Here is a 23,688-nt window from a genome sequence, read left to right as displayed (position 1 = left end):
CCTACGAAATTCTTACCCCCCACCCATTAGTGCAGGGGGGCTACTGCTTGGATTTTCTGCTTTACCCGATAAACTGTAGCTACGCCGACATCAGCGAGTTTGGCTATGTCATCTGCCGACATTCCGGGATGCTTGATAATTAACGACTGAATCTTTGCCCATTTTTCGACATTCTTGCCCTTGCCCTTTGGTGTCCAAGTCGGATCTGCGAGACGTTTGTTCGCCAAGCCTTGCTTGATCCGTTCAACACGCTTTTCTTGATCCAATCGCGACATAGTTGCCATGAGATCCAATAACATGCTGTTGATCACTTCCATGATCTGTCCTGTAATCCCTTTGTCTTGAACCATCATGTGGCTCGTTGGCAAGTCTGCGATGACAAGACGTAGCCCCTTCGCTTTGATTTTGGCTTTAAGTGTTTCCCAATCCGATTGGGACAAACGGCTTAGACGGTCAACACTCTCACATACGATGCATTCGCCGGGATGTGCTGCATCCAGCAACCGAATCAGTTCAGGACGATGCAGTTTCGTACCACTGATATTTTCCGAGTAAATGTTGGCGACTACTAAACCTTTGTCTGCCGCGAATGATTCTAAACTAGCTTTCGCACGCAGAGCGTCTTGGTCCTTGGTGCTGGCACGAAGATACAGATGAGCTTTCATCCTATAATTATCCTTTATTGTTAATTTCGATAGATCTATGATAAACCTATCATATAGCTATCCACAAATGTTTTTTGATAGCACGCACGCTCGACCTATCGGACTACCAAAAAAGTAGAGTTCTTTGATAGCTAACGGCGTAGCAATTCGATTGCGTTGGCGATACCTTCGGCGTTGATATCGAGTGTTTGCAGCGCCGACAAGACATTGGCTTGAACGTTCTGGCTGCCACGTTCGAGGACCCAACGAGAAATCTCTTCTATCGCGGCACCCAGCGCGTTCTGATTGAGTGCAATCAGCTCAAGGGCGTCGGCGATGGTGGCATCACGGTCTGGCACTGGATGTGTTCCTTGATGTGGGATGAATATCTATTTTCCAAGTAAAGATGCCTCCACATCACGGTGCTTCATCATCTTGGGCCAGCAAGGACCCGAGCTCACTGGTGGTGTGTCACTTTATCCTTTGAATCCCATCGGTAAAATCCTGGATCAGCTCCACAAGGTCGCATCCAAGCACCTCACACAGGTCGTGAATCTGGATGATATCCAATCGGCGGGTGCCTCGCTCCACGTCGCTCATGAAGGACTGCGGGCGTCCCAGTGCGTTTGAGCATTCCACCTGTGTCAGACCGGCCTTGATCCGTCGGTCTTTCAGCAAGGTCAGAAACACCTCGTATTCGGGTCGGTAAATGGCCTTGGGCATACGGCTATCCATTGAAAATAGCCCTACACGCTATATCCGCTTTTCAGATATCTGATTTTCAGATAAATTTGGTATCACATGGCAATCGGCCATGCATAACCCCTGAAACGGATCAAAATGAAACTCTACTCGGGTACTTCTTTTGCTGCGCAGACCCTCCCGCTGACGGGCGTCAGGGCAGCCAAGGTGTCTAGACAACTTCTGTTGTGTGGGCTGGTCTGTATTGCAACCAATGCATTTGCCGATGACAAAGAAGACATTGCAAAACTCAAATCTGAGTGCACAAAGCTGTCGCGACCCGCTGATGATTCTGGTTACGATGAGCTGATTGATAAGATGTTAAAGAGAAATTCCATTAGCCAAGACTATACGCCCTTCTCGAACGATGCTGAGCTGGTTACGCTCTTGCAAACGTTGAAGAAGCCTGAAAATCTTGATTTTGCACAAGACACCGTAGAAAGGGATTTCGGTTACTTTTCAGACATGTTCTCTATAGGAAAGAATGTTGATGAAACCTATCTGAACAATTCATATAGATGCCATTTCGTTGAGGCTTATGTTGATGTGGGCTCCAAGGCCAATAAGGAATTAAAAAGCTACTTTCAGTGGCTTCTCAATCGAACCACGGAACACGTCAATCTTCTAGCAGCAGAGAAAGCTGATAGAGAAGATTATGCCAAGGGTGTTCGTGATGAGGAGGAAGCCTACAAGAAACGTCTGCTGACCCCCAAAGGTAATGCAGCAACTGTAGGTGGCTTTAAGATTACTGCGAATTCCTGTGTAGCACGTGGAAAAGTTGGAACGTTAAACCCATTCTTAGAACCGAAAGCCTGGAACGGCTCTAAGTTTCTGATTGTCGATGCCAGTTTTAAAAACGTGTCGACATCTAGCAAGTATATGTTCCCTGGTAGTGTGGCGGTTAGTAAAAATGGGAAAGTGTATAAGTTCGATAAATTCGAAATGGTAAATGAGAGCGGTTTTGGATCCGACGCCGAACCTCTGAATCCGCTAATTACCTATCGAACGAAATTAATCTTTCGAATTCCCGCCGATTTGACGGGGGAAATTGTCTGGCACCCGGACGAACGTACGGATGATGTGACAGTTTCATGCGGGTCGATCTGAATGTTTTGTCTGTGGGGGATACGTTATGAGCAAAATCACATTGATGTTCGTTGTAATTCTGACTGGGTATGTACGGTTCGCATTGGCTGGTACTAAAGCTAACCAGGAACCGGGTATCCTATTCTGGGTTTTGGCCAGTATTGTAGCACCGATGGTGATTTATACGGCCAATAAGTGGAGGTTGTGGGGGCTGGGGTTCAAATTCGGCATGGCCAGTAAGTCGACTTTTCTAGGCTCGCTCAAATGGACAGCTGCATCATTGATTGTGACTTTTACGTCGACTCTAATACTATACAAGTTTGGTTAAAAGTAGAACTACTGATAGTTCAAGCCCCTGCGAAAAGCTGCCTGGGGCTTGTCTAATTTTATTAGATTATGGTGATTCCCAACCTTGCACGAATGACCACATCTAGAAACTCCCAAGCGCACGTCGAGTGCCATTGATCACAATGCCACAAGCTTGGGGTCATAGAAGCTCCTGTAGTCATCACTGCAGGGCCTCAACACAACTCCAGCTCACCCCACAGGGTGATCGCCTAAGCCGTCCCGTACAGCGCATTAGAGGCCGTACGCGACACCATGACCATGGGCGACACGTCAACTAATTGCATGAGCTCAAAGATATCAACAGCCGCACTGCTATCTTTCGATTGCTGATCGAGTAGCAGTTTTCGTAAGTCAGGCTTGTCGGCGAGTTTCCACTCCTTCAATGCACGACTGACAGCGCGGCAGGGGCTAAAAATTTGGCCATGCTCAGGCTTTGTATAGACCTTCGCCAGATAGCTCATCCATTCAAAGTAGTTATCTTTTTCTTCTATGGTTCGAAGGTGATGCCCATAAGCGTCAATATCAGGGCAGACCACTTGATAGTTGGCCAGAAAACCTCCAGCCAAGAGCCGCGCCATAAAATGTTGTAAACTTGATCTCCGATCTAACCTATCATTCAATATTATAGCGAAGTGATAATGTAATCCTTCATCGTCTTCATCGCATTCCACAATCGTCAAACGTAGTGGCACGTAACCAGACTTTCTTTGGAAAAAAGTAGAAAGACGGGCACTGAATGTTCGACTAGTCATTTTTTCCGTAAACCTAAGCCGGACATGGTAACCGCGTGGCCTAGGGTAGGCTTTTGTACCCTCGTAAATCATCACATACAATGCTTCTAGAATCTTGGTGATCGATGGGTATAAAACCCCGCACTTGATTGGAACTCCCATAAAACGATCCTGGGAGTAATGTTCTTTGTTTTCTGACATGGTAGATTTTTATTCAGACCTATTTCCTAGTTGGATGCATGACAAAGCACCTTTAATATTAGTAACCACCAAGCCGCTGCCCGCATTCAACTCTGTCGCACTAGATACCATGGAACAGAGCAGAGAAATAAAGATCCCGCCCACGAAACATAACCAACACCCAGCAGTGCATGGGTTTGGGGGGATATTTTGGTGTTTGCAAGTCAAACCTTCCCTGACCGTAGTCTGGGTACGAAAAAATCGCGCTTTTGAATTCTATACAATTATTTTCTGGGAGCGCGACCACCCCAACGGAAAGCTAGATATTACGAATCTTGGGGCTTGGTATTCTGTTCATTATAGCATAATACCCGTAGCCATCTAAACAGCTTGCAGAAATTGTTTTTAACAAACCCTGCGTAGTTCCGAGTAACCGTCTTTGTATTGTCGCTGCTTGTCTGCGATTGCCGAATGATCTCCGAGACCACTGGACGCACCCATACTCCTGTCCAGGCCCATAAGCCTGTTTAAGCCGCGCACCAAGCGACGCTGTAGGGCATGTGCGGTTATGGGGTTTTCGTTTGATATGGCGCACCCTAAGAGCTAGGAATGCATCCGATTTATGCCGCTGCCCACATCCCCGAGAGCAGCACCTGGGCTACCAAGAGAGAATGCACGGTGACCGACGCAGAAGCCGGGCAAAGGCTGTCAATTTTCAGCGCATGAACAACAGCCACCCACAAATGTCCAAAACAAACACTTGAGAGTCCATTTTGGACATGCTAACGTCTACTTCGGACATCAAATTGAGGATTTCACCATGCTTACCTATGCAGTCTGGAACAACAAAGGCGGTACAGGCAAGACCAGTTTAACTTTTCAGGCAGTATGCCGCTTCGCCGAGCTAAATCCCGAAAAGCGCATTCTCGTTGTCGACATGTGCCCCCAAGCTAACCTTTCTGAGCTTCTGCTCGGTGGGTTGGCCAATGGTGGTAGCGCAAAACTGCTCGAACGCCAAGGGCTGGTTCCGAGATGCAGTATTGGCGGTTACTTCGACGCCAGGTTACCCGCCCCTTTCGCACCACCCTCGTTTGACGCATGGGACTTTCTGACTAGCCCGAAAGACTACAACGACATGGTTCCAGAGAACATCGACCTACTCTGTGGTGATCCACTTTTGGAACTCCAAGCCATTGCGATGAATACCCTCGCAAACGCTGACCTACCTGGAGTAAATGCGTGGTTCGGCGTAATTAATTGGATGGGCGACTTCCTAGATAAGATCAGGGATGAGTTTGACTTTGTATTCATCGATACAAACCCAAGTTTTTCGATGTACACCCAAATTGCCCTTGCCGCAGCGGACCGAGTGATCCTGCCGGTTATGGCAGATGACTCGTCTCGGCGAGCCATTCAGAACGCTTTTTCGTTGATTTACGGCGTAAAACTTCCGTCAGAGGTATACGCGAAATATACGTTCGCAACCAAGATGCAAGCCGCCAATAGAGACCTTCCGAAGGTCCATCTGATTTTGAAAAACAGACTCACGCAGTACATGGGCTCGGCCTCCGCATTCGCAGCGGTTCTGTCCGGTATCGATAGTGATTTGAAAGGGCTAATCAAGTCACACCCCCAATTTTTCACATTCTCCAATACAAAAAATGGAATTATCGACATCAGGGACTTCGGCACGACGGGCGTGGTCGCATTCGCTCGCGGGTGTCCGTTTTCGATTATGCAAACGGGAAAGTTAACAATCAGCGGTCATAGGGTTCAGGTGAAGGCGGAATACAGGGACCACGCCGTCTCGGCAATTGACGAAATCGTCGAAAAACTCTGAGACGGACAGTGACATCTAAAATGGCGGGGATTCGCCGACCCAGCCCCGCTAGCCGATCACTAGAAGCCTCAACCCGAGGCTTCGCTAAACGCCGCAGACAGCTAGCCCAAAATAGGTCTCGGATGAGTGGTACAAATGAGTAGTACAATGCAAAGACAAAAAAGCCCCGTAGACCATGATCTACGGGGCTTTCATTTGTATGGCGGAGAGATAGGGATTCGAACCCTAGGTACCGGTGAAGGTACAACGGATTTCGAATCCGTCCCATTCGGCCACTCTGGCATCTCTCCAACGGCGCGCATCATAACAACACTTTTGCTGGAAGCGAAGCCCCAATTGCAAAAAAATTACGTGCTATCAGATGCTTGCGTCGATTACAGCGGTACGCCCAGACGTTTGGCGACTTCTTCGTAGGCTTCGATGACATCACCGAGGCCCTGGCGGAAGCGGTCCTTGTCCATCTTCTTGCGTGTTTCCTTGTCCCACAGGCGGCAGCCGTCCGGGCTGAACTCGTCGCCCAGGACGATCTGGCCGTGGAATACGCCGAATTCCAGCTTGAAGTCCACCAGCAGCAGGCCGGCTTCGTCGAACAGCTGGCTCAGCACTTCATTGACCTTGAGCGACAGCTCTTTCATCTTCGCCAATTGCTCGGCAGTGCCCCAACCGAACGCCACGACGTGGGATTCGTTGATGAACGGATCGCCCTTGGCGTCGTCCTTGAGGAACAGTTCGAAGGTGTAGGGATTGAGCTTCAGGCCCTCTTCCACGCCCAGGCGCTTGACCAGGCTGCCGGCCGCGTAGTTGCGCACCACGCATTCCACCGGAATCATGTCGAGCTTCTTCACCAGGCATTCGTTGTCGCCCAGCAGCTTGTCGAACTGGGTCGGGATACCGGCCGCTTCGAGTTTCTGCATGATGAAGGCGTTGAACTTGTTGTTCACCATGCCCTTGCGGTCCAACTGCTCGATACGCTTGCCGTCGAACGCCGAGGTGTCGTTGCGAAACAGCAGGATCAAACGGTCGGCGTCATCGGTCTTGTAAACCGACTTGGCTTTGCCGCGGTAGAGTTCTTCACGTTTTTCCATGATGGGCTCCGCTTGTTAAGTTGTTGGGCCAGGCGATATGTCGCCAGTCGAGCCCTGAATCTTGATCGGCCAATTGCAGCCAGTCCGGGTCGCACCCAAGGGTGTCGACAAAACATTGCCGGGCCAGCCGCGGCAGGTTGTTCTTGCTGCTCAGGTGGGCCAGTACCAGGTGTTGCAGGTCTTGCCAACCCAACTCGGCCACCAGGCTCGCGGCCTGGTGGTTGTTCAAATGTCCTTGCGCCCCACCCACCCGTTGCTTGAGAAAGGCCGGGTAATGCCCGCGAGCCAGCAGGTCGCGGCAATGGTTGGACTCGATCATCAAGGCATCGAGGCCGCTGTAGCTGTCCATGACCCGACCACAATAGGAACCCAGGTCGGTCAGCAAGCCGAAACGCCGCCGACCGTCACTGAACACATACTGTGTCGGCTCAAGCGCATCGTGGGCCACCGACACCACTTCGATACTCAAGCCGCCAATCCGCAAGGTCTCGCCACCGGCCACGAAACCCGCGGGCTCGATGGGCTTGCGCAGGCCGCGCAAGGTGCCGCGACTCAGATACACCGGTAGATTGTAGCGCCGAGACAGCAAACCCACGCCATGCACATGGTCGGCATGTTCGTGGGTCAGCAGAATCGCGCTCAGTTGCGTCGGACTCACGCCGAGACGGGCCAGACGTCGCTCGGTTTCCCGCAACGAGAAACCACAGTCGACCAGGATCAGCGTATCTTCACTGGCGATCAGCGTGCCGTTCCCTTGGCTACCACTGCCGAGAACGGCAAACCGCACCGATCAGCCCAGGTTGTCTTGAATCACACCCAACACCCGACGGGCCACATCGGCCGGTGCCACGGTGTTGATGTCTTTCTCGACGGTGACCTGGACGTTGTCGCCGACCTTGCTCAGGCGAACCTGATAACGCACGGCGCGGGTTTCGATCTCTTCCTTGCTCGGCTTGCTGCCGAACAGACGGCCGAAGAAGCCAGGCTCGTCGTTCTTCTTCTCGGCTTTTTCCGCCAGGTTGATGTAGTAGAGGCCCAGGCTGCGGTTGATGTCTTCCACACGCCATTCGCCCTGCTCCAACGCGCGTCCGACACGCGACCAGGCACGGTCGAGGTCTTCACCGAGGTTGAGCACCGGGTTGCCGCTGCCGTCCTGGCTCAGGCTGACACGGCTCGGGGTATCGAAATCACGCGCGGCCAGCAACGATACCGAACCGCCCTTCTCGGCGCTGCGGCTCATGCTCGAGAGCATTTCGTCGACCAGGGCCGAATCCAGGCCGAGGTTGACCGAATGCGCAGTGAAATCGACGTTGGCGGTGCTGCCAGTCGGGCGCTGGGCGCTGACCACGTAGATTTCACTGGTATTACGCTGCACACCCGGCTCGATACGGACCCGCACGCGGGTTTCGTTGTCGCCCGCCGCGAGGCGCTTGCCCATGGCCGCCGAGAGTTCGTCGGAACGCTGCCAGGCCGTGGTGAATTCACCGGTCTGTGGGCGTTGCGCGTCAATCCGGAAACCGTTGTCCTGGAAGAATTGCAAGGCCACTGGCCAGACTTCGGCCGGCGTGTGCTGGGCCATCACCCAACGCGAATCGCCGCTTTTCTGCAGGCTGTAGTCGCTGGCACTGGCCGCCACCTGCAAAGGCAGCGGACGCGGCACTTCGAACGGGCCCTTGGCGGTGTCATCGGCGACGTTGCGCGGAATCGGCAGCAAGGGATCAAGACGCTTGCTGGTGCTGACATCGGCGGGCAATTGCATGGCCGGCGTCTGTTTCGAGTCCAGGTAGTCGCTGCTGCGGTCGCGGAAATAACCTTCCGGGCCCCACAGCCAGGCGCAGCCACTGGTGCTGGAGATAATCAAGGCAAGTGCAGAAAGTCCGGCCAATCGCTTCATGCGGGGTATTTCCTCAATTAAACCAGGACGCCGGACTGGCGCATGGCCTGCCGCAGCGGTTCGTGACAGGCAGCACTGAGCCAGGTGAGCGGCAGACGGATACCGTCCGGCATCAAACCCATCTCATGCAGTGCCCATTTCACGGGGATAGGGTTGGATTCGATGAACAGGGTCTTGTTCAGCGGCATCAGTTTTTCGTGAATCGCCCGCGCCTCATCGGCCTTGCCGGCCATCGCCGCGGCACACAGGTCGCTCATTGCACGGGGGGCGACGTTGGCGGTCACCGAGATGTTGCCCTTGCCGCCAAGCAGGATCAGCTCGACCGCAGTGGCGTCATCGCCGGAATACACCAGGAAATCGCTGCTCACGCCGGCCAGGATCGCCTTGGCCCGCTCCAGGTCGCCGGTGGCTTCCTTGATACCGATGATGTTCGGCACGCTCGACAGGCGGATCACGGTCTCGGCCTGCATGTCGCACGCGGTACGGCCTGGAACGTTGTAGAGGATCTGCGGGATATCGACAGCTTCGGCGATGGTGCGGAAATGCTGGTACAGGCCTTCCTGGGTCGGCTTGTTGTAATAAGGGGTCACCAGCAGGCACGCGTCGGCGCCGGCGTTTTTCGCATTGGTGGTCAGTTCGATCGCTTCACGCGTCGAATTGGCGCCCGTACCGGCAATCACCGGGATACGTCCTGCCACCTGGTCGACCACGCGACGAATCACTTCGATATGCTCGTTCACATCGAGAGTGGCCGACTCACCTGTGGTGCCGACCGCGACAATGGCGTTGGTGCCGTTTTGCAGGTGGAAGTCCACCAGTTTGCTCAGGCTGTCCCAGTCAAGACGACCCTGTGCATCCATGGGTGTGACCAGTGCCACCATACTGCCCGCAATCATGCAACCGCTCCTGCCGGAAAAAGAGAGCGGTAATGGTACTGGCGCCATCAGGCTTGTACAAGCGAAGTACTGTCTATGAGCATTCCCCTGAGCGCAGGTTTTCGCTACCCTTCAGACTTTGATCGGTACTGAGTCGCTCATGTGCCGGGTTCCAGCCTCCATTTTCGCTGCCCGAAGCCCGCTCCGGCCTGGCCGCCGCCCGTCCTCTGCGAGGCGGCACCCGGCACCAGCGCTCGATTCCAGGCCTCGCCATCCGCATCCGGATCCCCGAACCCAGCCCCTGACCGCCCGCAAGGTACTGACCGCTCATCGCTTTAGGAATGCTGCATGTCCACCCCCACAGTCCGCGAACAATTCCTTGTTATCAGTGCCCTCGGCGCCAACCCCATGGAGCTGACCAACGTCCTGTGCCGCGCCAGCCATGAAAATCGCTGCGCCGTCGTGACCTCGCGCCTGACCCGCCATGGCGAGTACAGCGCGCTGGTCCTGCAGATTTCCGGCAGCTGGGACGCCCTGGCGCGCCTTGAAGCCGGCCTGCCGAACCTGGCGAAGAAGCATGCCTTCATCGTCAGCGTGGTGCGCAGCGGCGCCCTGGAGAGTCGTCCCCAGGCACTGCCGTACGTCGCTTATGTCAGTTCAGCCTACCGCTCGGACATCATCAACGAGCTGTGCCAGTTCTTCATGGACCACAACGTCGAGCTGGAAAACCTGACCTGCGACACTTACCTGGCGCCCCAGACCGGCGGCACCATGCTCAACGCCACCTTTACCGTGACCCTGCCCGCCGGCGTGCAGATCAGCTGGTTGCGCGATCAGTTCCTGGACTTCGCCGACGCGATGAACCTCGACGCACTGATCGAACCGTGGCGCCCACAGAACCCAATGTAAGGAAACACCCATGGCCGTCGTTATCGATCAACCCGTCGCCGATTTCCAGGCCCAGGCCACCAGCGGGCAGACCGTCAGCCTCGCCGAGCTCAAGGGCAAGCAGGTGGTGATCTATTTCTACCCCAAGGACAGCACCCCGGGTTGCACCACCGAGGGCCAGGGCTTTCGTGACCAGTACGCGGACTTCCAGGCCGCCAACACTGAAGTCTTCGGCGTGTCCCGCGACAGCCTGAAGTCCCACGAGAACTTCAAGGGCAAGCAGCAATTCCCGTTCGAACTGATCAGCGACAAGGACGAGGCCATCTGCCAACTGTTCGACGTGATCAAGTTGAAGAAGCTCTATGGCAAGGAATACCTGGGCGTGGACCGCAGCACCTTCCTCATCGATGCCGAAGGCGTGTTGCGCCAGGAATGGCGCGGCGTGAAGGTTCCGGGCCATGTCGACGCCGTACTGGCGGCAGCCCGGGTGCTGCACAAGGCCTGAGCCGGCGCGGTGCGTCAGGCCTTGCGCAACCAGTAACGGTAAACACCGGACGCTTCCTCTTCATGGATCAGGATGTGTCCGGCAAGCCTGGCGAAAGTCCGAAAATCGCGCTGCGAGCCGGCATCGGTGGCAATCACCTTGAGCACCGCGCCGCTGGCCAGGCGATTGAGCTCCAGCTTGGCCTTGAGCAACGGCAGCGGGCAGTTCAGGCCACTGGCGTCCAGCTCGGCGTCGTGTTCTACAACTTCGGTCATTGCTTCACTCCTGGCGCGCTGCCGGATAGTCGATTCGAGGCCTCTAGAATACCCCAAGTGGAAGCAGCTCTGGTCGCAGGCCCAGTGTCCGGCTACAGTAAGGACTTTGCCGACTCAGAGCCTTGTGCATGACCTTTCTGCGCCCCACCCTGTTGACGCTCGCTTGCCTGCTCGCCTCCCCAGGCTTCGCCGACGACCTGCCGTCACTCGGCGACGCCAGTTCCGCCATTGTCTCCCCGCAACAGGAATTCCAGCTGGGCCGTGCCTGGTTGAGCCTGTTGCGCAGCGAGGTCAAGCAACTCAATGACCCGCAGCTCAAGGATTACGTCGAGAGCACCGTCTACAAGCTGGCGGAAAGCAGCCAGGTCCAGGACCGCCGCCTGGTGTTCATCCTGATCGACAGCAACCAGCTCAACGCCTTCGCCGCTCCCGGCGGGATTGTCGGGATCAACGGCGGCCTGTTCCTCAATGCCCAGACCGAGGGCGAATACGCCGCGGTACTGGCCCACGAACTGGCGCATTTGTCGCAACGCCACTTCGCCCGGGGCGTGGAAGCCCAGCAACGCATGCAACTGCCGATGATGGCGGCGCTGCTGACCGGGATCGTCATCGCGGCGGCCGGCGGCGGTGACGCCGGCATTGCCACCATTGCCGGTACCCAGGCCGCGGCCTTCCAGGAGAAACAGCGGTTCTCCCGTCAGAATGAGCAGGAAGCCGACCGCATCGGCATCCTCACCCTGGAAAAAGCCGGTTACGACCCACGCTCGATGCCGACCATGTTCGAACGGCTGATGCGCATCTACCGCTTCGACGCCAAGCCGCCGGAGTTCCTGCTGACTCACCCGGTCACCGAGTCCCGGATCGCCGACACCCGCAACCGCGCCGAGCAGACCAAGCCCGGCGGCATCGAGGACAGCCTGCGTTATCAGCTGATCCGGGCCCGGGTGATACTGTCTTATGAAGACTCGCCGGGGCTGGCGGCCAAGCGTTTTCGGGCGCAGTTGGACGAGAACCCCAAGTCCGATGTGGCGCGTTATGGCCTGGCCATCGCCCAGGTCAAGGGCACGCAGTTGAACGAAGCGCGCGCGACCCTCAAGCCGCTGCTGGACAAGTCACCCAACGACATCACCTACAACCTGGCCCAGATCGACCTGGACACCGCCGCCAGTCGTTTTCCCGAAGCGCTGCAACGGACCGAGAAGATGTTGCTGCAATATCCCGCCAGCTACCCGCTGAAGCAGGAGCGCATCGACCTGCTGATCAAGCAGAACCGCCCGGCCGAGGCGGAAAAGGCCCTGGACGACCTGTTGAAAACTCGCCAGGACGACCCGGATGTCTGGTACCAGCTCGCCGAAACCCGCGGCCAGTCCGGCAATATCATCGGCCTGCACCAGGCGCGAGCCGAGTACTTTGCATTGGTGGGTGACTTCAAGCAGGCGATCCAGCAACTGGACTTCGCCAAGCGCCGCGCGCCGAACTTCCAGCTGGCCGCACGCATCGATGCGCGCCAGAAAGAGTTGATCGATCAGGAACGCATGGTCAAGGATCTGATGGGCGGCTGACATTCACAAACCGTATGTTCGACACCGTACTGTAGGCGCTGGCGCCTACAGTACGGTATCGAACACAGATCCTGTGTCAGGCATTCCCCGCCAGTTTCATCCGCGCCGCCTGGGTGAAATCCAGCATGCGCTTGAGCGGGCGAACCGCGCGGGGAATCACCGCCGGGTCGACGAAAATCTCGTTGCGGCCCTCGCGCAGGCACTGCAAGGTGCGCTCCAGGGTATTCATCGCCATCCACGGGCAATGCGCGCAACTGCGGCACGCCGCGCCGTTACCGGCGGTCGGCGCCTCGATAAACACCTTGTCCGGACACAGCTGCTGCATCTTGTAGAAAATGCCGCGATCAGTGGCCACGATAAAGGTCTTGTTCGGCAGGCGCTGCGCCGCCGCGATCAACTGGCTGGTGGAGCCCACCGCATCGGCCAGTTCGATCACCGACTCCGGCGATTCGGGGTGCACCAGGATCGCCGCCTCGGGATACAGCGCTTTCATATCCTCCAACTGCTTGGACTTGAACTCCTCGTGGACGATGCAGGCGCCGTCCCAGAGCAGCATATCGGCGCCGGTTTCCTTCTGGATATAGCGCCCCAGGTGCTTGTCCGGTGCCCAGATAATGGTTTCGCCGTTGTCCATCAGGCTTTCGACGATCTCCAGCGCGCAACTGGAGGTCACCACCCAGTCGGCCCGGGCCTTCACCGCCGCCGAGGTGTTGGCATAGACCACCACCGTGCGCTCGGGATGCTGGTCGCAGAACGCGGAAAACTCGTCTACCGGGCAACCCAGGTCCAGCGAGCAGGTCGCTTCCAGGGTCGGCATCAGGATGCGTTTTTCCGGGGTAAGGATCTTGGCGGTCTCGCCCATGAAGCGCACGCCGGCCACCAGCACGGTCTTGGCCGGGTGCGCGGCCCCGAAGCGGGCCATTTCCAGGGAGTCGGAGACACAGCCACCGGTCTCCTCGGCCAGCGCCTGGATCACCGGATCGCAATAGAAGTGGGCCACCAGCACCGCATCCTGGGCCTTGAGTTCGGCGGCGATATCGCCACGCAGCTGCGCCTCTTCGGCGGCACTCAGGGGTTTGGGTTGCTTGGCATCAAGGTGGGCTTGAACCAGAAGGCGTTCGGAAATCTGCGTCATGTTCGCAAGACCTGCAGGCGCGAGAGCGCGAAAGTCGAGTATACCCCGGCCCCCGCCTCTTTCCGAGACGGGATATTAGGTGCAACGTATGGACCGGGAGAGTGAATCCATCAGGCATGGACTGCTTTGCAGCGTCGCAAGGCTACAGAATATCCAATGAATTCAAAAGATTATTCTGATCTTCGGACAAGTGGGGGCAAAGCGTTGGATAATCCGCCCATTGAAGAGGCCTGGATGGCAACCGATGAGATCCGATGAGTACCTCGTAATGACCCGCAACGAGTGGGCGGAACTGCGTGCCAGCACGCCGCTGACCCTATCGGAAGAAGATCTGTCGGCATTGCGCGGCGTGAACGAAGACGTCTCCCTCGAAGATGTCGCCAACGTCTACCTGCCCCTGTCGCGGCTGATCAACCTGCACATCGGCGCCGCCCGCCAATTGACGGGCATCCGTGACACCTTCCTCGGGCGCCCGACCCATCGCGGCCCTTACATCATTGCCATCGCCGGCAGCGTTGCCGTCGGCAAGAGCACCTTTGCCCGCGTGCTGCAGGCAGTGATGGCGCGCTGGCCGGATCACCCGAACGTCGCCCTGGTCACCACCGACGGCTTCCTCTACCCCAACAGCAAGCTGGTGGCCGATGGCATCATGCACCGCAAGGGTTTTCCAGAGAGCTATGATCGCAAGCACATGGTCAAGTTCCTGGCGGCGGTGAAGGCCGGCGAGCACAACATCGAGGCGCCGATCTACTCCCATGTCAGCTACGACATCGTGCCCGACCAGTTCCAGGTGATCGACCAACCGGACATACTTATCTTCGAAGGCCTCAACGTGCTGCAAACCGATGGCGTCGACGGGTTGAAACCGTCTACCATCGTCTCCGACTTTTTCGACTTTTCGGTGTACCTGGATGCCGATGAACAAGACATCGAGCAGTGGTATGTGGCACGTTTCCTGATGCTGCAGAAAACCTCGTTCCGCGCCCGCGGCGCGTACTTCCGCAAACTGGCCGACCTGACCCCCGAGGAGGCCCCCGAGGCCGCGCGCCAGATCTGGCGGGATATCAACCGCGTCAACCTGCTGGAAAATATCCTGCCGACCCGCGAGCGCGCCGACCTGGTGCTGCGCAAGGCGGCGGACCATTCGGTCAGCGAGATCTGGTTACGTTAATCATGAAGCCCTTCAACCTGTTGCTGTGCATCGCCCTGTTTAGCCTCCCCGTTACGGCCCTCGCCGAAGGCGGGGGCGCCAAGGTCATCGCCCGCATGCAAGCCCAACGCGACGAGTCGATGGCGCGCTTCCTCGAACGTGAAGATGCGAAGGCGATTGTCCGCGCCCAGGAAGCTGCCAAAGCCCGCTTGGCGGCGCGGATGGCCAGCTCGGTGCCCCTCGAAAGATCTGTAGACCAGCCCTGAGCGGTATCCTCTGCCAGCGCGGCAGTGGGGACCTAGCGGCCTGCTCGGCCTCAAGCGGATCCAACGCCTGCCCGACCGCCCGTTACCCCTGCCGCTGCTCAGCCTGCGCCAACCAGACCAGCGTGTCGGCGAAAGCCACCGGAGGACTGAAGAAAAAGCCCTGCACCTGGGTACACCCCAAGCTACGCAGGGCTTTGAGTTCATCCAGGGTCTCGACGCCCTCGACCACGCACTCCAGCTCCATATCATGGCTCAAGGCCACCAGCGACTTGACGATCTTGTAACTCGCCGGATTGAGATGAATATCCGTGACAAAGCGGCGATCGATCTTGAGTTTGGTCAGCGCCAGGGCATGCAACTGACTCAGACTGGAATAGCCCGTGCCGAAGTCGTCCAGCGAGATACCACAACCCAACTGGCGAAACCGCCGGATCGCCCATTGCACCTGGGGGATGTCCTGCATCACCACGGTTTCGGTGATTTCCAGGTCCAGATATGCCGGATTGAAGCCACTGGCGTTGATGACCTCGACAATCGACTGCACGCTGTCATGGGCACCGCAGTCGTGGACCGACAGGTTGAATGAAAGCCGTATGCCCTCAGGCCAGGACCGCGCCATGTCCAGCGCCTGGCGCAACAACGGCAGCGTTAGACGATTGATCAGACCGATGCGTTCGGCAATCGGGATGAATCGTGCCGGGGACACCAGGCCCAACTCCGGGCTGTCCCAGCGCGCCAAGGCCTCGAAGGCGACGGTCTCACGACTGCAACTGTCGAGAATCGGTTGGAACAGCACGAAAAACTCCTTGTCCAGCACCGCCCTGCGCAACGCCTGCTCGGTGATGCCGTCGCTTTGCAACTGCTCGCGATGGCTGGCCGAAAACAGGCACATCGCCCCCGGGTTATGGTGCTTGCCTTGATAAAGCGCATAGTCGGCGTATTCGAACAGTTCCATGGCACTGGCGGCGTGCTGGGGAAACGTGGCGATCCCCAGGGTGGCGCCGATCTGGATCGGAACGTCGACCAGCAGAAACTCCACGTGCAACTGCTCGCACAGGGTCTTGCCGAAAGCGTGCAGATCCTCGTCATCGAGACCGCCTTCGAGTACCAGGGCGAACTCATCGCCCCCCAATCGTGCGACATGCACCGTAGCGCCGACCAACTGCCGCAAGCGCTGACCGACCATGACCAGAATTTTGTCGCCGACGCTGTGGCCGTAGAGATCGTTCACCGGTTTGAACCCGTCGAGATCGAGGATCCCTACCGCGAGGCCCTTTTGTCCGGTGATCGCCTGGCTCATGGCACGCTCCAGGGTGGTGAAGAACTGTCGTCGATTGGGCAGCCCGGTCAGGCTGTCCTGATTGGCCAGGCGCAGGTTCTCGTTGCTCAATTGTTCGGTTTGCGCCTGTACATTCACCAGGTGGGTGAAGTCGCGGTAGTGATGTTGCAGGATGACCAACATCGCCAACGACACCAGCAGGACATTCACCGCCGTGGCAATAAAGGCCGGGTTATGGGTCGAAGCAAAAAAAATCACGAACGCGACATTGACCACCAGTGTCGTGGTCAGCGCCGCGGGTCGCAGATGCATCATGCAGAAAATGCAGACGATCACCGTAATCCCCATGAAAAAGGCGACATGCGACTGTGAATAGGCATCGCCGTAGGGATACAGGGCCAGGGACCAGGCGGTGAAGGCACCGGCGATAATGGGCACCAGTTGATTGGTGCGCCGCAGCGAGGCCAGGATCTGTGCGTCGGCCGGGGGCAAGCGCCTGGTGCTGCGCAGCCACATGCAGGCACGCGCCACACAGATCACCGTCATGACCAGCGGGATGACCAATGTCAGCCAGAAGGGCGCGACAGCCAGGTGGGTGAAGGCCAGCGCCCACATGTTGAGCAGCAGGACCAGGTACATCAGCGGCAGTTGTCGAGACAAGGCCAGATACTGGGCCTTGAGCAACTTGGGGTTGTCATGGGGCACGGACATGAGGGTCCGCAGGGTAGCCAGGATTTTTCTTGTCATTATGAGGCCTCTCTGTCTGCGCAGTGAAGGCGTGCAACGCTCATCCCTTTCAGGTAGCTGACCGAAAAAACACCGGGTCAGTAAAATTGTCGGCTTGGGTGCGCGTTTCTTTAGAGCAAGTGCAGTCGCTAAGCCTCGAGCTCATCCAGCAAACCGCAGAAAATATCCACCAACTGCGGATCGAAATGCCGCCCCGCCTGCTCACAGAGATATTCCCGCGAGCGCTCGGCGCTCCAGGCCTGCCTGTAGGGACGCGGCATTCTGAGCGCATCATAGACATCACAGATCGCCACGATCCTGCCCGACAAGGGAATCGCCTCGCCTTGCAACTGGTTGGGGTAACCGCTGCCGTCCCAACGCTCGTGATGCGCCAGGGCAATCTCCGCCGCCAGGTCAGTGACCGGGGAACCGTGGTTATCGTGCAGGACTTCATAACCAATGCGCGGATGGTCCTGCATGATTTCCCGCTCCTGCGCCGTCAGCACCCCGGGCTTGCGCAATATTGCGTCTTCTATGCCGATATTCCCGACATCATGCATCGGTGCCGCCAGACGGATCAGTTCGCACCATTGCCTGGGCATACCGTGCGCCTTGGCCAACAGGGCCGCGCAATCGCCGATGCGACGGACATGGTTGGGCGTATCGTTACCACGATAACTGGCGGCCCGGCCCAGGCTGTTGGCGATCGCCTGGTAGCCGGCCTCCAACTGGGCCGTACGTCGTTCGACCTTGCGCTCCAGTTCGACATTGGCCTCGCGCAACAACCGGGTGGTCTGAGCCAGTTCCAGGCAACTGCGCACGCGCAACAGCATCTCCGGCAGATCGATGGGTTTGCAGATGAAGTCGTTGGCGCCCATCTCCAACCCTTTGCGGCGGTTTTGCGGATCGTTCAGGCCCGTGACGATAATGATCGGCGACTCGGTCCGGCTGCGCAGCTTGAGCCGCTCAAGAATCTCGAAACCGTCGGGTGCCGGCATATACAGGTCCAGCAACAACAAGTCCCAAGGGTTGGACTGCAGCCAGGCCAGCCCTTCGGCGGAGTCGGAGAAGGTTCTGATATTACTGAGCCCAGAGGCCCGCAAACACGACTCCAACAGCCGGTGGTTGACCGAAACATCATCGATAATGACGATTTCACTTTCAGTATTGACTTTGGAATACATAAATCCGTCACTCCCATGGCCAGTGTCCCGTCGGAACGGGCGCTGTCGATACCGGCAAAAGCACACCAAATCCACCTGCGCGGTCGGCCCCTCAAAAGCGCGGCGGCTTTCATCGAGATCGTCGACGGCGTGCAATCAACAACATAGCATCACATTGACATCAATCCGCTCCTACCTTAGCCGTTTGTCCAGGCGGTCAAATGTCCTTCCGTCGGCAAAGAGCTGATGCCGCAATCCGCTCGCGTGCCGGCGAGGATCAGGCGCTGATCGGCGGCGCCGTGCCCCTGACCGGACGAGTGTTCATACTGCCGGGCGCTTGCGCTATGCTCCAGGCAAAATAACCGGGAGAAAGGCGAATGGACTCAGCCGTTACAGCAGAGCTCGCTCCCACGCAAGGCCCTGACCAAACCGAAGTACTGTTGCCGGGGCCCGCCGAGCAAGACTATCGCTTGGCCTTCGACTCCGCCGGCACCGGCCTGGCCTTGTTGCGCCTGAGTGGCGAATGGATTGCCGCGAACCAGATGCTCTGCCGGATGCTCGGCTATACCGAAGCAGAATTGCGCCGTACCTCGTTCCAGCAACTGACCCACCCGGACGACCTGCAGGCGGGCCGGGACGAAATACCCCGGCTGGTCCAGGGCCAGTGCTCAAGCGTCACCCTGGAAAAACGCTACCTGCGCAAGGACGGCAGCGCGCTGTGGGCACGTTTGACCATCGGCGTTGCCCGCGACCAGAAAGGCGAAGCCCTCTACTTCGTGTCCCAACTCGAGGACATCAGCGAACACCTGGCCTTGCGCCAGGCCCTGTTGAGCAACGAACAGAAGTACCGTTCCCTGGCGCAGAACTCGCCCAATATCATCCTGCGCTACAACCGGCTTGGACAACGCATCTACGCCAACCCCGAGTTCGAACGCACCCGGGGCTTTCCCGATGTCCCCGACATCGAACACATGTCGTCCCAAGGCCCTCACGCGCAACCGATCGATGAGGTGTTTCGCGCCCATCTGCAACACACCCTGTCCACCGGTATCCCGGCCACCCAATTGCTGGAAAGCAAGGACTCCTACTCGGGGCGCTCCGTGGCGTTCCTCTGCAGCCTGACGACGGAGCACGATGAAAACGCGGAGATCTCCGGAATCCTGGTCATGGCCCAGAATGTGAGTTCTTTGCGACAACAGGAACGGGCAGAGAATGCCCGCTCGGCGATTTTCCAGGTGATGATCACCGACGGTGCGTTGCGTACCGTGCTGCCTCTGTTGAGCACCTATCTGGAGGTACTGGCACCGGACTTTCGTAATGCGATCGCCTTCAAGGCAGAGCCCGACGGCGACAACCTGGCTCCGCCAGCCGCTGCCCCGCAGTCGCTCCAGGCCTGCCTGGCCGCGGACCTGAAGCGCTTTCCAGGATTCTTCGAGCGACGCCGGCTGATCGATGACCTGCGGACCGAGGCCACGCTACTGAGCTTCAGCGCGCCGGCCCTGCTGGCCGGATATCGGGGCTGCTGGCTGGAACCGGTAGTCAACAGCGCAGGCCAGACACTTGGAGTCATCGTCCTGTTTACCAACGGCGAACACCTCCTCCATGAACAAGAGCGCAAGCATGCGCAGATGGCCAGTCATATAGGTTCCATTGCCTGGGAGCGTTGCTCGGCCCTGGACAACCTTGCGCAAAGCGAACGCCGTTATCGCGAAGTCTTCGATCACACCCAGGACATGCTCTGCCTGCTGTCCATCGATGCCGACCAGCGCCTCAGTTGCCTGGAGGCCAATCCGATACTCTGCCAGATGCTCGCCAGAAGCCATGGGGACCTGATAGGGCAATCACTGGAGCAGTGGCTACCGAGCGAAGCCGCACAAGTGGTCGACGCTATCTGCCAACACTGCATCGCCGTCGGTGCGCCCATTGAGCTCGATGCCCACCTGCCCTGTGGCGCGCGCTCGTTCGTTATCCATTTCAACCTGGTACCGATCGCCGACGCCAACGGTCGTCTGCACCGCATGGTATGCATTGCCCGAAATATCACCGATCTGAAGGAAATCCAGCGCAATGAGCGAGCCCGCCAACAGGAAATCGGCACCCTGGTGGAAAACTCCCCCGATGGTATCGCTCGCCTGAGTCCATCTGGGAAAGTGCTGTTCATCAATCCGGCGCTGGAAAGATGGCTTGACCGGCCCAAGGCCAGGTTGTTGCACAAACGCCTGCTGCAAATACTGCCACGCAACCTGCAAAGCCAGCTGCTCCAGGACGCGCTGATCGAGGCGGTGGAAAACGGCCTGCCGATGGAGTACGAGTACCTGCTCGACGGGCGCCAACGCCTGCAACGGGTCTACCACATCAGCCTGGTTCCGGAACAGGACGTCCAGGGACGGATCAGCACCGTACTGGCAGTGGTCCGTGATATCTCCAAGCTACGAGTGGCCGAGCGACGCCTGGCCACGCTGAACAATCAACTCCGGCAACTGATGTCCAGCCGTGAAAGTGCCCGGGAAGAGGAGCGCAAGTTGATCGCCCAGGAAATTCATGATGAGTTGGGGCAGCACCTGACAGCGATCCGCATGGGCACTTCACTGTTGCGCTTTCAGTTCGGCGAGCAAGTGCCGCTGCTCGGCGAGCAGGTCACGCGCCTGCTGCAATTGATCGATCAGACGGTCCAGGTGGTGAGGAACATCTCCACCAGCCTGCGGCCGTCGATCCTCAACATGGGGCTGGTGGCCGCCCTGGAGTGGCTGACCGATACGTTCAGGCAACAATGGGGCATCGCCTGCGACCTGCAACTCCCCCGGCACCCTGTGCAACTGGAAGATGCCTCCGCCACGGCGGCCTTTCGGATCGCCCAGGAATCGCTGACCAACATCGCCCGCCACGCCCAGGCGACCCGGGTCACGGTGACCCTCGAAACAACCGCCAGAGGCTGGTCGTTGGAGATCACCGACAACGGCAAGGGTTTTGAGCAACGTGGGCTCTCCGGCAAAACCCTCGGACTGCTGGGCATGCGCGAGCGCGGCCTGACCCTGGGGGGCACCACCCAGATTTCCAGCAAGATCGGCGGCGGCACCACGGTGCAGCTGAAGGTACCCGACTCAAGGACCCGCAACTCATGATCCGATTGATGGTAGCTGACGACCACAGAATAATGCGCGAAGGCCTCAAGCAGCTGTTCGCCCTGGTCAAGGATTTTTGCGTGGTGACCGAAGCGGAAAACGGTGCCCAGGTCCTCGACCTGCTGCGCCACACCGAGATCGACATGCTGCTGCTCGACATGACCATGCCCGGAAGCAGCGGCGAGGATCTGATCGGACGTATCCACGCCCACTATCCCAAGCTGCCGATACTGATCCTGAGCATGCACAACGAAGCCCACATCGCCCAGCGTGCGCTGCGCGCGGGGGCCTCGGGCTACATGACCAAGGACCACGATCCGGAGACCCTGCTGGCCGCCATCCGCAAGGTCAGCGGCGGTGGCCGCTACCTCGACCCGGAACTGGCGGAACAGATCGCCCTGCAAAGCAGCGGCCTGTCCCCCGAAAGCCCGTCGCAAACGCTTTCGGCACGGGAATTCCAGATTCTGCGCATGCTGGCACAGGGCCTTAGCGTCAATCAGATCGCCGAACAATTGGTGATCAGCAACAAGACCGTGAGCACCCACAAGACCCGCCTGATGGAGAAAATGTGCTTCACCAATAGCACCGATCTGGTGCGCTACGCCCTGAGCCAGGGGCTGGTCTGAGCCGGCCCGCGGCCCTCAGCGAGCGCGCCCGCCACTGCCGAGGATCGCGTCGGCGATCTGCTCCAGCGGCAACTCCCGCTCGACCGCCCCGAGCTTGAACGCCTCCCGCGGCATCCCGTAAACCACGCAAGACGCTTCATCCTGCCCGAGGGTCCTGGCGCCGGCCTCGCGCATCTCCTTCAAACCCCGGGCGCCGTCATCGCCCATGCCGGTCATGATGATTCCCAGGGCATTGCTGCCGGCGCCCCGGGCGACCGAGCGGAACAGTACATCGACCGAGGGCCGGTGCCGGCTGACGGGAGGGCCGTCGACGATATCCACCTGATACTGCGCGCCGTTGCGCTTGACCAGCATATGACGGCCCCCGGGCGCGATCAACGCCCGCCCGGGCATCACCCGATCACCGTGCCTGGCCTCGCGGACTTCGATCTCGCTGATCTGGTTGAGGCGTTCGGCAAAGGCAGCGGTAAATTTTTCCGGCATGTGCTGGACGATGACAATTCCCGGGCAGACCCGGGGCAAAACCCGGAGCACCTGCTCCAGGGCCTGGGTGCCGCCGGTGGAAGTGCCGATGGCAACGATGCTTTCGCTCGTATGCGCCATGGCCGTGCTGCCCGCCGGCAAGATCGCATCGGCCGTGAGTCTGGACGGCACTTGAGGAGCCAGGACCCGCCTCATATTGGCCTTGGCCGCGGCCCTGACCGCATGTATCAGTTCATCGGCACTCTCGCTCAGGAACTGACGCAGGTTGGACTGGGGCTTGGTGACAATGCTCACCGCCCCCGCCGCCAGGGCCTGCAAGGTGGTCTTGGCGCCCTTCTCGGTCAGGGTCGAGCAGATCACCACCGGTGTCGGACGTTCGGCCATGAGTTTTTTCAGAAACGTGATGCCGTCCATGCGCGGCATCTCCACGTCCAGCACGATCACATCCGGCCACTGCTTGCTCATTTTCTCCATGGCGAACACCGGATCGGCCGCGACACCGATGACCTCAATCCCGCTGGCCTGACCCAGGGTCGCGCTCAAGACCTGACGCACCACCGCCGAGTCGTCGACAATCAATACCTTGATATCCGTCATCTTGCACGACTCCTCGGGGACTCGACCGAACCCGGGGCCGAGTCCGTATGGTTGAGTTGCAGGCGACCGCTGGCGACATCGAACACCAGGCTGCGATAGCCCTGGCCGCCGACGTGATACACCTCGCAGTGCAGGCCATGGGCCTTGATCAAACGCTGGGCGGCATTCACATTCAACTCGCCGATGCCGACACCGCCGTGGCGTCGGACACTGGGAAACATGTCGCCACCACCAAAGACGCTGACGACAAACTGCTCGGGTCGCGCCTCGGCCTGGCGAATGAAGGTCAACAACAGCGCCAGCGCATCGGCCGCATAACGCCCGTTCAAATCACCGCTATCGCGCCCGTGCCGCAAAGGCAACATGTAATGACACATCCCCCCCAGCAAGCGCTGTGGATGCCACATCACCAGGGCTACGCAGGACCCCAACAAGGTACGCAGCCGCAGTTGCCGGCCACCGAACACCACTTCACCGGGCTGCAGGAAGCGTTCTACCACCTCGGGCG

At 58.3% G+C, this 23,688-nt stretch carries 23 protein-coding genes and 1 tRNA gene; 9 read left to right on the top strand and 15 right to left on the bottom strand.

Annotated features, from left to right (window positions below; genetic code table 11):
- Nucleotides 1–26: 26 nt before the first annotated feature.
- The 3 genes from M5B99_RS00670 to M5B99_RS00660 form a co-directional block, all read right to left on the bottom strand.
- Nucleotides 27–665 carry a recombinase family protein gene (locus M5B99_RS00670; protein WP_248802165.1) on the bottom strand — a complete coding sequence of 213 codons (639 nt, stop codon included), beginning with the start codon at nt 663–665 and terminating at the stop codon, nt 27–29.
- A gap of 131 nt (nt 666–796) precedes the next feature.
- Nucleotides 797–1,003, bottom strand: a complete 207-nt coding sequence (locus tag M5B99_RS00665) for a hypothetical protein (protein WP_177101097.1) — start codon at nt 1,001–1,003, stop codon at nt 797–799.
- A 112-nt stretch (nt 1,004–1,115) separates the two neighbouring features.
- Nucleotides 1,116–1,367, bottom strand: coding sequence for a helix-turn-helix domain-containing protein (locus tag M5B99_RS00660; protein ID WP_103498447.1), 252 nt, complete (start codon nt 1,365–1,367; stop codon nt 1,116–1,118).
- 117 nt (nt 1,368–1,484) lie between these two features.
- Between M5B99_RS00660 and M5B99_RS00655 the strand changes: the two genes are divergently transcribed.
- Nucleotides 1,485–2,492, top strand: coding sequence for a DUF4352 domain-containing protein (locus tag M5B99_RS00655; protein ID WP_248802164.1), 1,008 nt, complete (start codon nt 1,485–1,487; stop codon nt 2,490–2,492).
- 536 nt (nt 2,493–3,028) lie between these two features.
- Here the strand turns inward: M5B99_RS00655 and M5B99_RS00650 are convergent.
- On the bottom strand, nt 3,029–3,751 hold the full coding sequence (locus M5B99_RS00650) for a hypothetical protein (RefSeq protein WP_248802163.1): 723 nt from the start codon (nt 3,749–3,751) through the stop codon (nt 3,029–3,031).
- Between the two features lie 799 nt (nt 3,752–4,550).
- Here M5B99_RS00650 and M5B99_RS00645 point away from each other — a divergent pair.
- Nucleotides 4,551–5,570, top strand: coding sequence for a ParA family protein (locus M5B99_RS00645; protein WP_248802162.1), 1,020 nt, complete (start codon nt 4,551–4,553; stop codon nt 5,568–5,570).
- Between the two features lie 200 nt (nt 5,571–5,770).
- Here M5B99_RS00645 and M5B99_RS00640 read toward each other — a convergent pair.
- From M5B99_RS00640 to dapA, 5 genes are all read right to left on the bottom strand, one after another.
- A tRNA-Ser gene (locus M5B99_RS00640) sits at nt 5,771–5,860 on the bottom strand.
- Nucleotides 5,861–5,944: 84 nt separating this feature from the next.
- Nucleotides 5,945–6,655, bottom strand: coding sequence for a phosphoribosylaminoimidazolesuccinocarboxamide synthase (gene purC / locus M5B99_RS00635; RefSeq protein WP_248745063.1), 711 nt, complete (start codon nt 6,653–6,655; stop codon nt 5,945–5,947).
- Nucleotides 6,642–7,442 (bottom strand): MBL fold metallo-hydrolase, encoded by an 801-nt coding sequence (locus M5B99_RS00630; RefSeq protein WP_248802161.1) that lies wholly within the window; start codon nt 7,440–7,442, stop codon nt 6,642–6,644. The genes purC and M5B99_RS00630 overlap by 14 nt, the downstream gene beginning before the upstream one ends.
- Nucleotides 7,443–7,445: 3 nt before the next feature.
- Nucleotides 7,446–8,549 (bottom strand): outer membrane protein assembly factor BamC, encoded by a 1,104-nt coding sequence (gene bamC / locus M5B99_RS00625; protein ID WP_248802160.1) that lies wholly within the window; start codon nt 8,547–8,549, stop codon nt 7,446–7,448.
- Nucleotides 8,550–8,566: 17 nt separating this feature from the next.
- Entirely contained in the window at nt 8,567–9,445 is an 879-nt protein-coding gene (dapA, locus tag M5B99_RS00620) for a 4-hydroxy-tetrahydrodipicolinate synthase (protein ID WP_248802159.1), read from the bottom strand.
- A 327-nt stretch (nt 9,446–9,772) separates the two neighbouring features.
- Here dapA and M5B99_RS00615 point away from each other — a divergent pair, with 327 nt between their 5' ends.
- Entirely contained in the window at nt 9,773–10,333 is a 561-nt protein-coding gene (locus M5B99_RS00615) for a glycine cleavage system protein R (protein ID WP_100938862.1), read from the top strand.
- Between the two features lie 10 nt (nt 10,334–10,343).
- Nucleotides 10,344–10,817 carry a peroxiredoxin gene (locus M5B99_RS00610; protein WP_248802158.1) on the top strand — a complete coding sequence of 158 codons (474 nt, stop codon included), beginning with the start codon at nt 10,344–10,346 and terminating at the stop codon, nt 10,815–10,817.
- A 14-nt stretch (nt 10,818–10,831) separates the two neighbouring features.
- On the opposite strand, the gene M5B99_RS00605 is transcribed toward M5B99_RS00610, so the two are convergent.
- A complete protein-coding gene (locus M5B99_RS00605) occupies nt 10,832–11,071 on the bottom strand; it encodes a sulfurtransferase TusA family protein (RefSeq protein WP_103498659.1) in 240 nt (79 codons plus the stop codon).
- 128 nt (nt 11,072–11,199) lie between these two features.
- Here M5B99_RS00605 and M5B99_RS00600 point away from each other — a divergent pair, with 128 nt between their 5' ends.
- Nucleotides 11,200–12,633 (top strand): M48 family metalloprotease, encoded by a 1,434-nt coding sequence (locus M5B99_RS00600; protein ID WP_248802157.1) that lies wholly within the window; start codon nt 11,200–11,202, stop codon nt 12,631–12,633.
- 76 nt (nt 12,634–12,709) lie between these two features.
- Here M5B99_RS00600 and nadA read toward each other — a convergent pair whose 3' ends face one another.
- Complete coding sequence (nadA, locus tag M5B99_RS00595) at nt 12,710–13,768, bottom strand: quinolinate synthase NadA (protein ID WP_248802156.1); 1,059 nt, start codon at nt 13,766–13,768, stop codon at nt 12,710–12,712.
- A 244-nt stretch (nt 13,769–14,012) separates the two neighbouring features.
- On the opposite strand from nadA, the gene coaA reads away from it, so the two are divergent.
- The gene (gene coaA / locus M5B99_RS00590) at nt 14,013–14,939 is read left to right on the top strand and encodes a type I pantothenate kinase (protein WP_412548681.1); all 927 of its coding nucleotides are present in this window, start codon (nt 14,013–14,015) and stop codon (nt 14,937–14,939) included.
- Nucleotides 14,940–14,941: 2 nt separating this feature from the next.
- Nucleotides 14,942–15,184, top strand: coding sequence for a co-regulatory protein PtrA N-terminal domain-containing protein (locus M5B99_RS00585; RefSeq protein WP_248802154.1), 243 nt, complete (start codon nt 14,942–14,944; stop codon nt 15,182–15,184).
- Nucleotides 15,185–15,266: 82 nt separating this feature from the next.
- On the opposite strand, the gene M5B99_RS00580 is transcribed toward M5B99_RS00585, so the two are convergent.
- A complete protein-coding gene (locus M5B99_RS00580; RefSeq protein WP_248802153.1) occupies nt 15,267–17,210 on the bottom strand; it encodes a putative bifunctional diguanylate cyclase/phosphodiesterase in 1,944 nt (647 codons plus the stop codon).
- A gap of 128 nt (nt 17,211–17,338) precedes the next feature.
- Nucleotides 17,339–18,373, bottom strand: a complete 1,035-nt coding sequence (locus tag M5B99_RS00575) for an HD domain-containing phosphohydrolase (protein WP_248802152.1) — start codon at nt 18,371–18,373, stop codon at nt 17,339–17,341.
- 356 nt (nt 18,374–18,729) lie between these two features.
- Here M5B99_RS00575 and M5B99_RS00570 point away from each other — a divergent pair, with 356 nt between their 5' ends.
- A complete protein-coding gene (locus M5B99_RS00570) occupies nt 18,730–21,474 on the top strand; it encodes a PAS domain S-box protein (RefSeq protein ID WP_248802151.1) in 2,745 nt (914 codons plus the stop codon).
- Nucleotides 21,471–22,100 (top strand): response regulator, encoded by a 630-nt coding sequence (locus tag M5B99_RS00565; RefSeq protein WP_248802150.1) that lies wholly within the window; start codon nt 21,471–21,473, stop codon nt 22,098–22,100. The genes M5B99_RS00570 and M5B99_RS00565 overlap by 4 nt, the downstream gene beginning before the upstream one ends.
- 15 nt (nt 22,101–22,115) lie before the next feature.
- Here M5B99_RS00565 and M5B99_RS00560 read toward each other — a convergent pair whose 3' ends face one another.
- A complete protein-coding gene (locus M5B99_RS00560) occupies nt 22,116–23,180 on the bottom strand; it encodes a protein-glutamate methylesterase/protein-glutamine glutaminase (protein WP_248802149.1) in 1,065 nt (354 codons plus the stop codon).
- A complete protein-coding gene (locus M5B99_RS00555; RefSeq protein WP_248802148.1) occupies nt 23,177–23,680 on the bottom strand; it encodes a chemotaxis protein CheD in 504 nt (167 codons plus the stop codon). Before M5B99_RS00555 ends, M5B99_RS00560 begins: the two co-directional genes overlap by 4 nt.
- Between the last annotated feature and the right edge of the window lie 8 nt (nt 23,681–23,688).

Source organism: Pseudomonas sp. MWU13-2100, from assembly GCF_023242365.1.
GTDB lineage: Bacteria > Pseudomonadota > Gammaproteobacteria > Pseudomonadales > Pseudomonadaceae > Aquipseudomonas.
The sequence above is the reverse complement of the archived record's forward strand: the minus strand, read 5'-3'. Positions and strand labels throughout refer to the sequence as shown.

Bases quoted from the DNA above. Each gene is read 5' to 3' on its own strand.
- M5B99_RS00670 (WP_248802165.1), bottom strand. From the start codon at position 665: ATGAAAGCTCATCTGTATCTTCGTGCCAGCACCAAGGACCAAGACGCT.
- M5B99_RS00660 (WP_103498447.1), bottom strand. From the start codon at position 1,367: ATGCCCAAGGCCATTTACCGACCCGAATACGAGGTGTTTCTGACCTTG.
- M5B99_RS00655 (WP_248802164.1), top strand. From the start codon at position 1,485: ATGAAACTCTACTCGGGTACTTCTTTTGCTGCGCAGACCCTCCCGCTG.
- M5B99_RS00650 (WP_248802163.1), bottom strand. From the start codon at position 3,751: ATGTCAGAAAACAAAGAACATTACTCCCAGGATCGTTTTATGGGAGTT.
- M5B99_RS00645 (WP_248802162.1), top strand. From the start codon at position 4,551: ATGCTTACCTATGCAGTCTGGAACAACAAAGGCGGTACAGGCAAGACC.
- purC (WP_248745063.1), bottom strand. From the start codon at position 6,655: ATGGAAAAACGTGAAGAACTCTACCGCGGCAAAGCCAAGTCGGTTTAC.
- bamC (WP_248802160.1), bottom strand. From the start codon at position 8,549: ATGAAGCGATTGGCCGGACTTTCTGCACTTGCCTTGATTATCTCCAGC.
- dapA (WP_248802159.1), bottom strand. From the start codon at position 9,445: ATGATTGCGGGCAGTATGGTGGCACTGGTCACACCCATGGATGCACAG.
- M5B99_RS00615 (WP_100938862.1), top strand. From the start codon at position 9,773: ATGTCCACCCCCACAGTCCGCGAACAATTCCTTGTTATCAGTGCCCTC.
- M5B99_RS00610 (WP_248802158.1), top strand. From the start codon at position 10,344: ATGGCCGTCGTTATCGATCAACCCGTCGCCGATTTCCAGGCCCAGGCC.
- M5B99_RS00605 (WP_103498659.1), bottom strand. From the start codon at position 11,071: ATGACCGAAGTTGTAGAACACGACGCCGAGCTGGACGCCAGTGGCCTG.
- M5B99_RS00600 (WP_248802157.1), top strand. From the start codon at position 11,200: ATGACCTTTCTGCGCCCCACCCTGTTGACGCTCGCTTGCCTGCTCGCC.
- nadA (WP_248802156.1), bottom strand. From the start codon at position 13,768: ATGACGCAGATTTCCGAACGCCTTCTGGTTCAAGCCCACCTTGATGCC.
- coaA (WP_412548681.1), top strand. From the start codon at position 14,013: ATGAGATCCGATGAGTACCTCGTAATGACCCGCAACGAGTGGGCGGAA.
- M5B99_RS00585 (WP_248802154.1), top strand. From the start codon at position 14,942: ATGAAGCCCTTCAACCTGTTGCTGTGCATCGCCCTGTTTAGCCTCCCC.
- M5B99_RS00580 (WP_248802153.1), bottom strand. From the start codon at position 17,210: ATGACAAGAAAAATCCTGGCTACCCTGCGGACCCTCATGTCCGTGCCC.
- M5B99_RS00575 (WP_248802152.1), bottom strand. From the start codon at position 18,373: ATGTATTCCAAAGTCAATACTGAAAGTGAAATCGTCATTATCGATGAT.
- M5B99_RS00570 (WP_248802151.1), top strand. From the start codon at position 18,730: ATGGACTCAGCCGTTACAGCAGAGCTCGCTCCCACGCAAGGCCCTGAC.
- M5B99_RS00565 (WP_248802150.1), top strand. From the start codon at position 21,471: ATGATCCGATTGATGGTAGCTGACGACCACAGAATAATGCGCGAAGGC.
- M5B99_RS00560 (WP_248802149.1), bottom strand. From the start codon at position 23,180: ATGACGGATATCAAGGTATTGATTGTCGACGACTCGGCGGTGGTGCGT.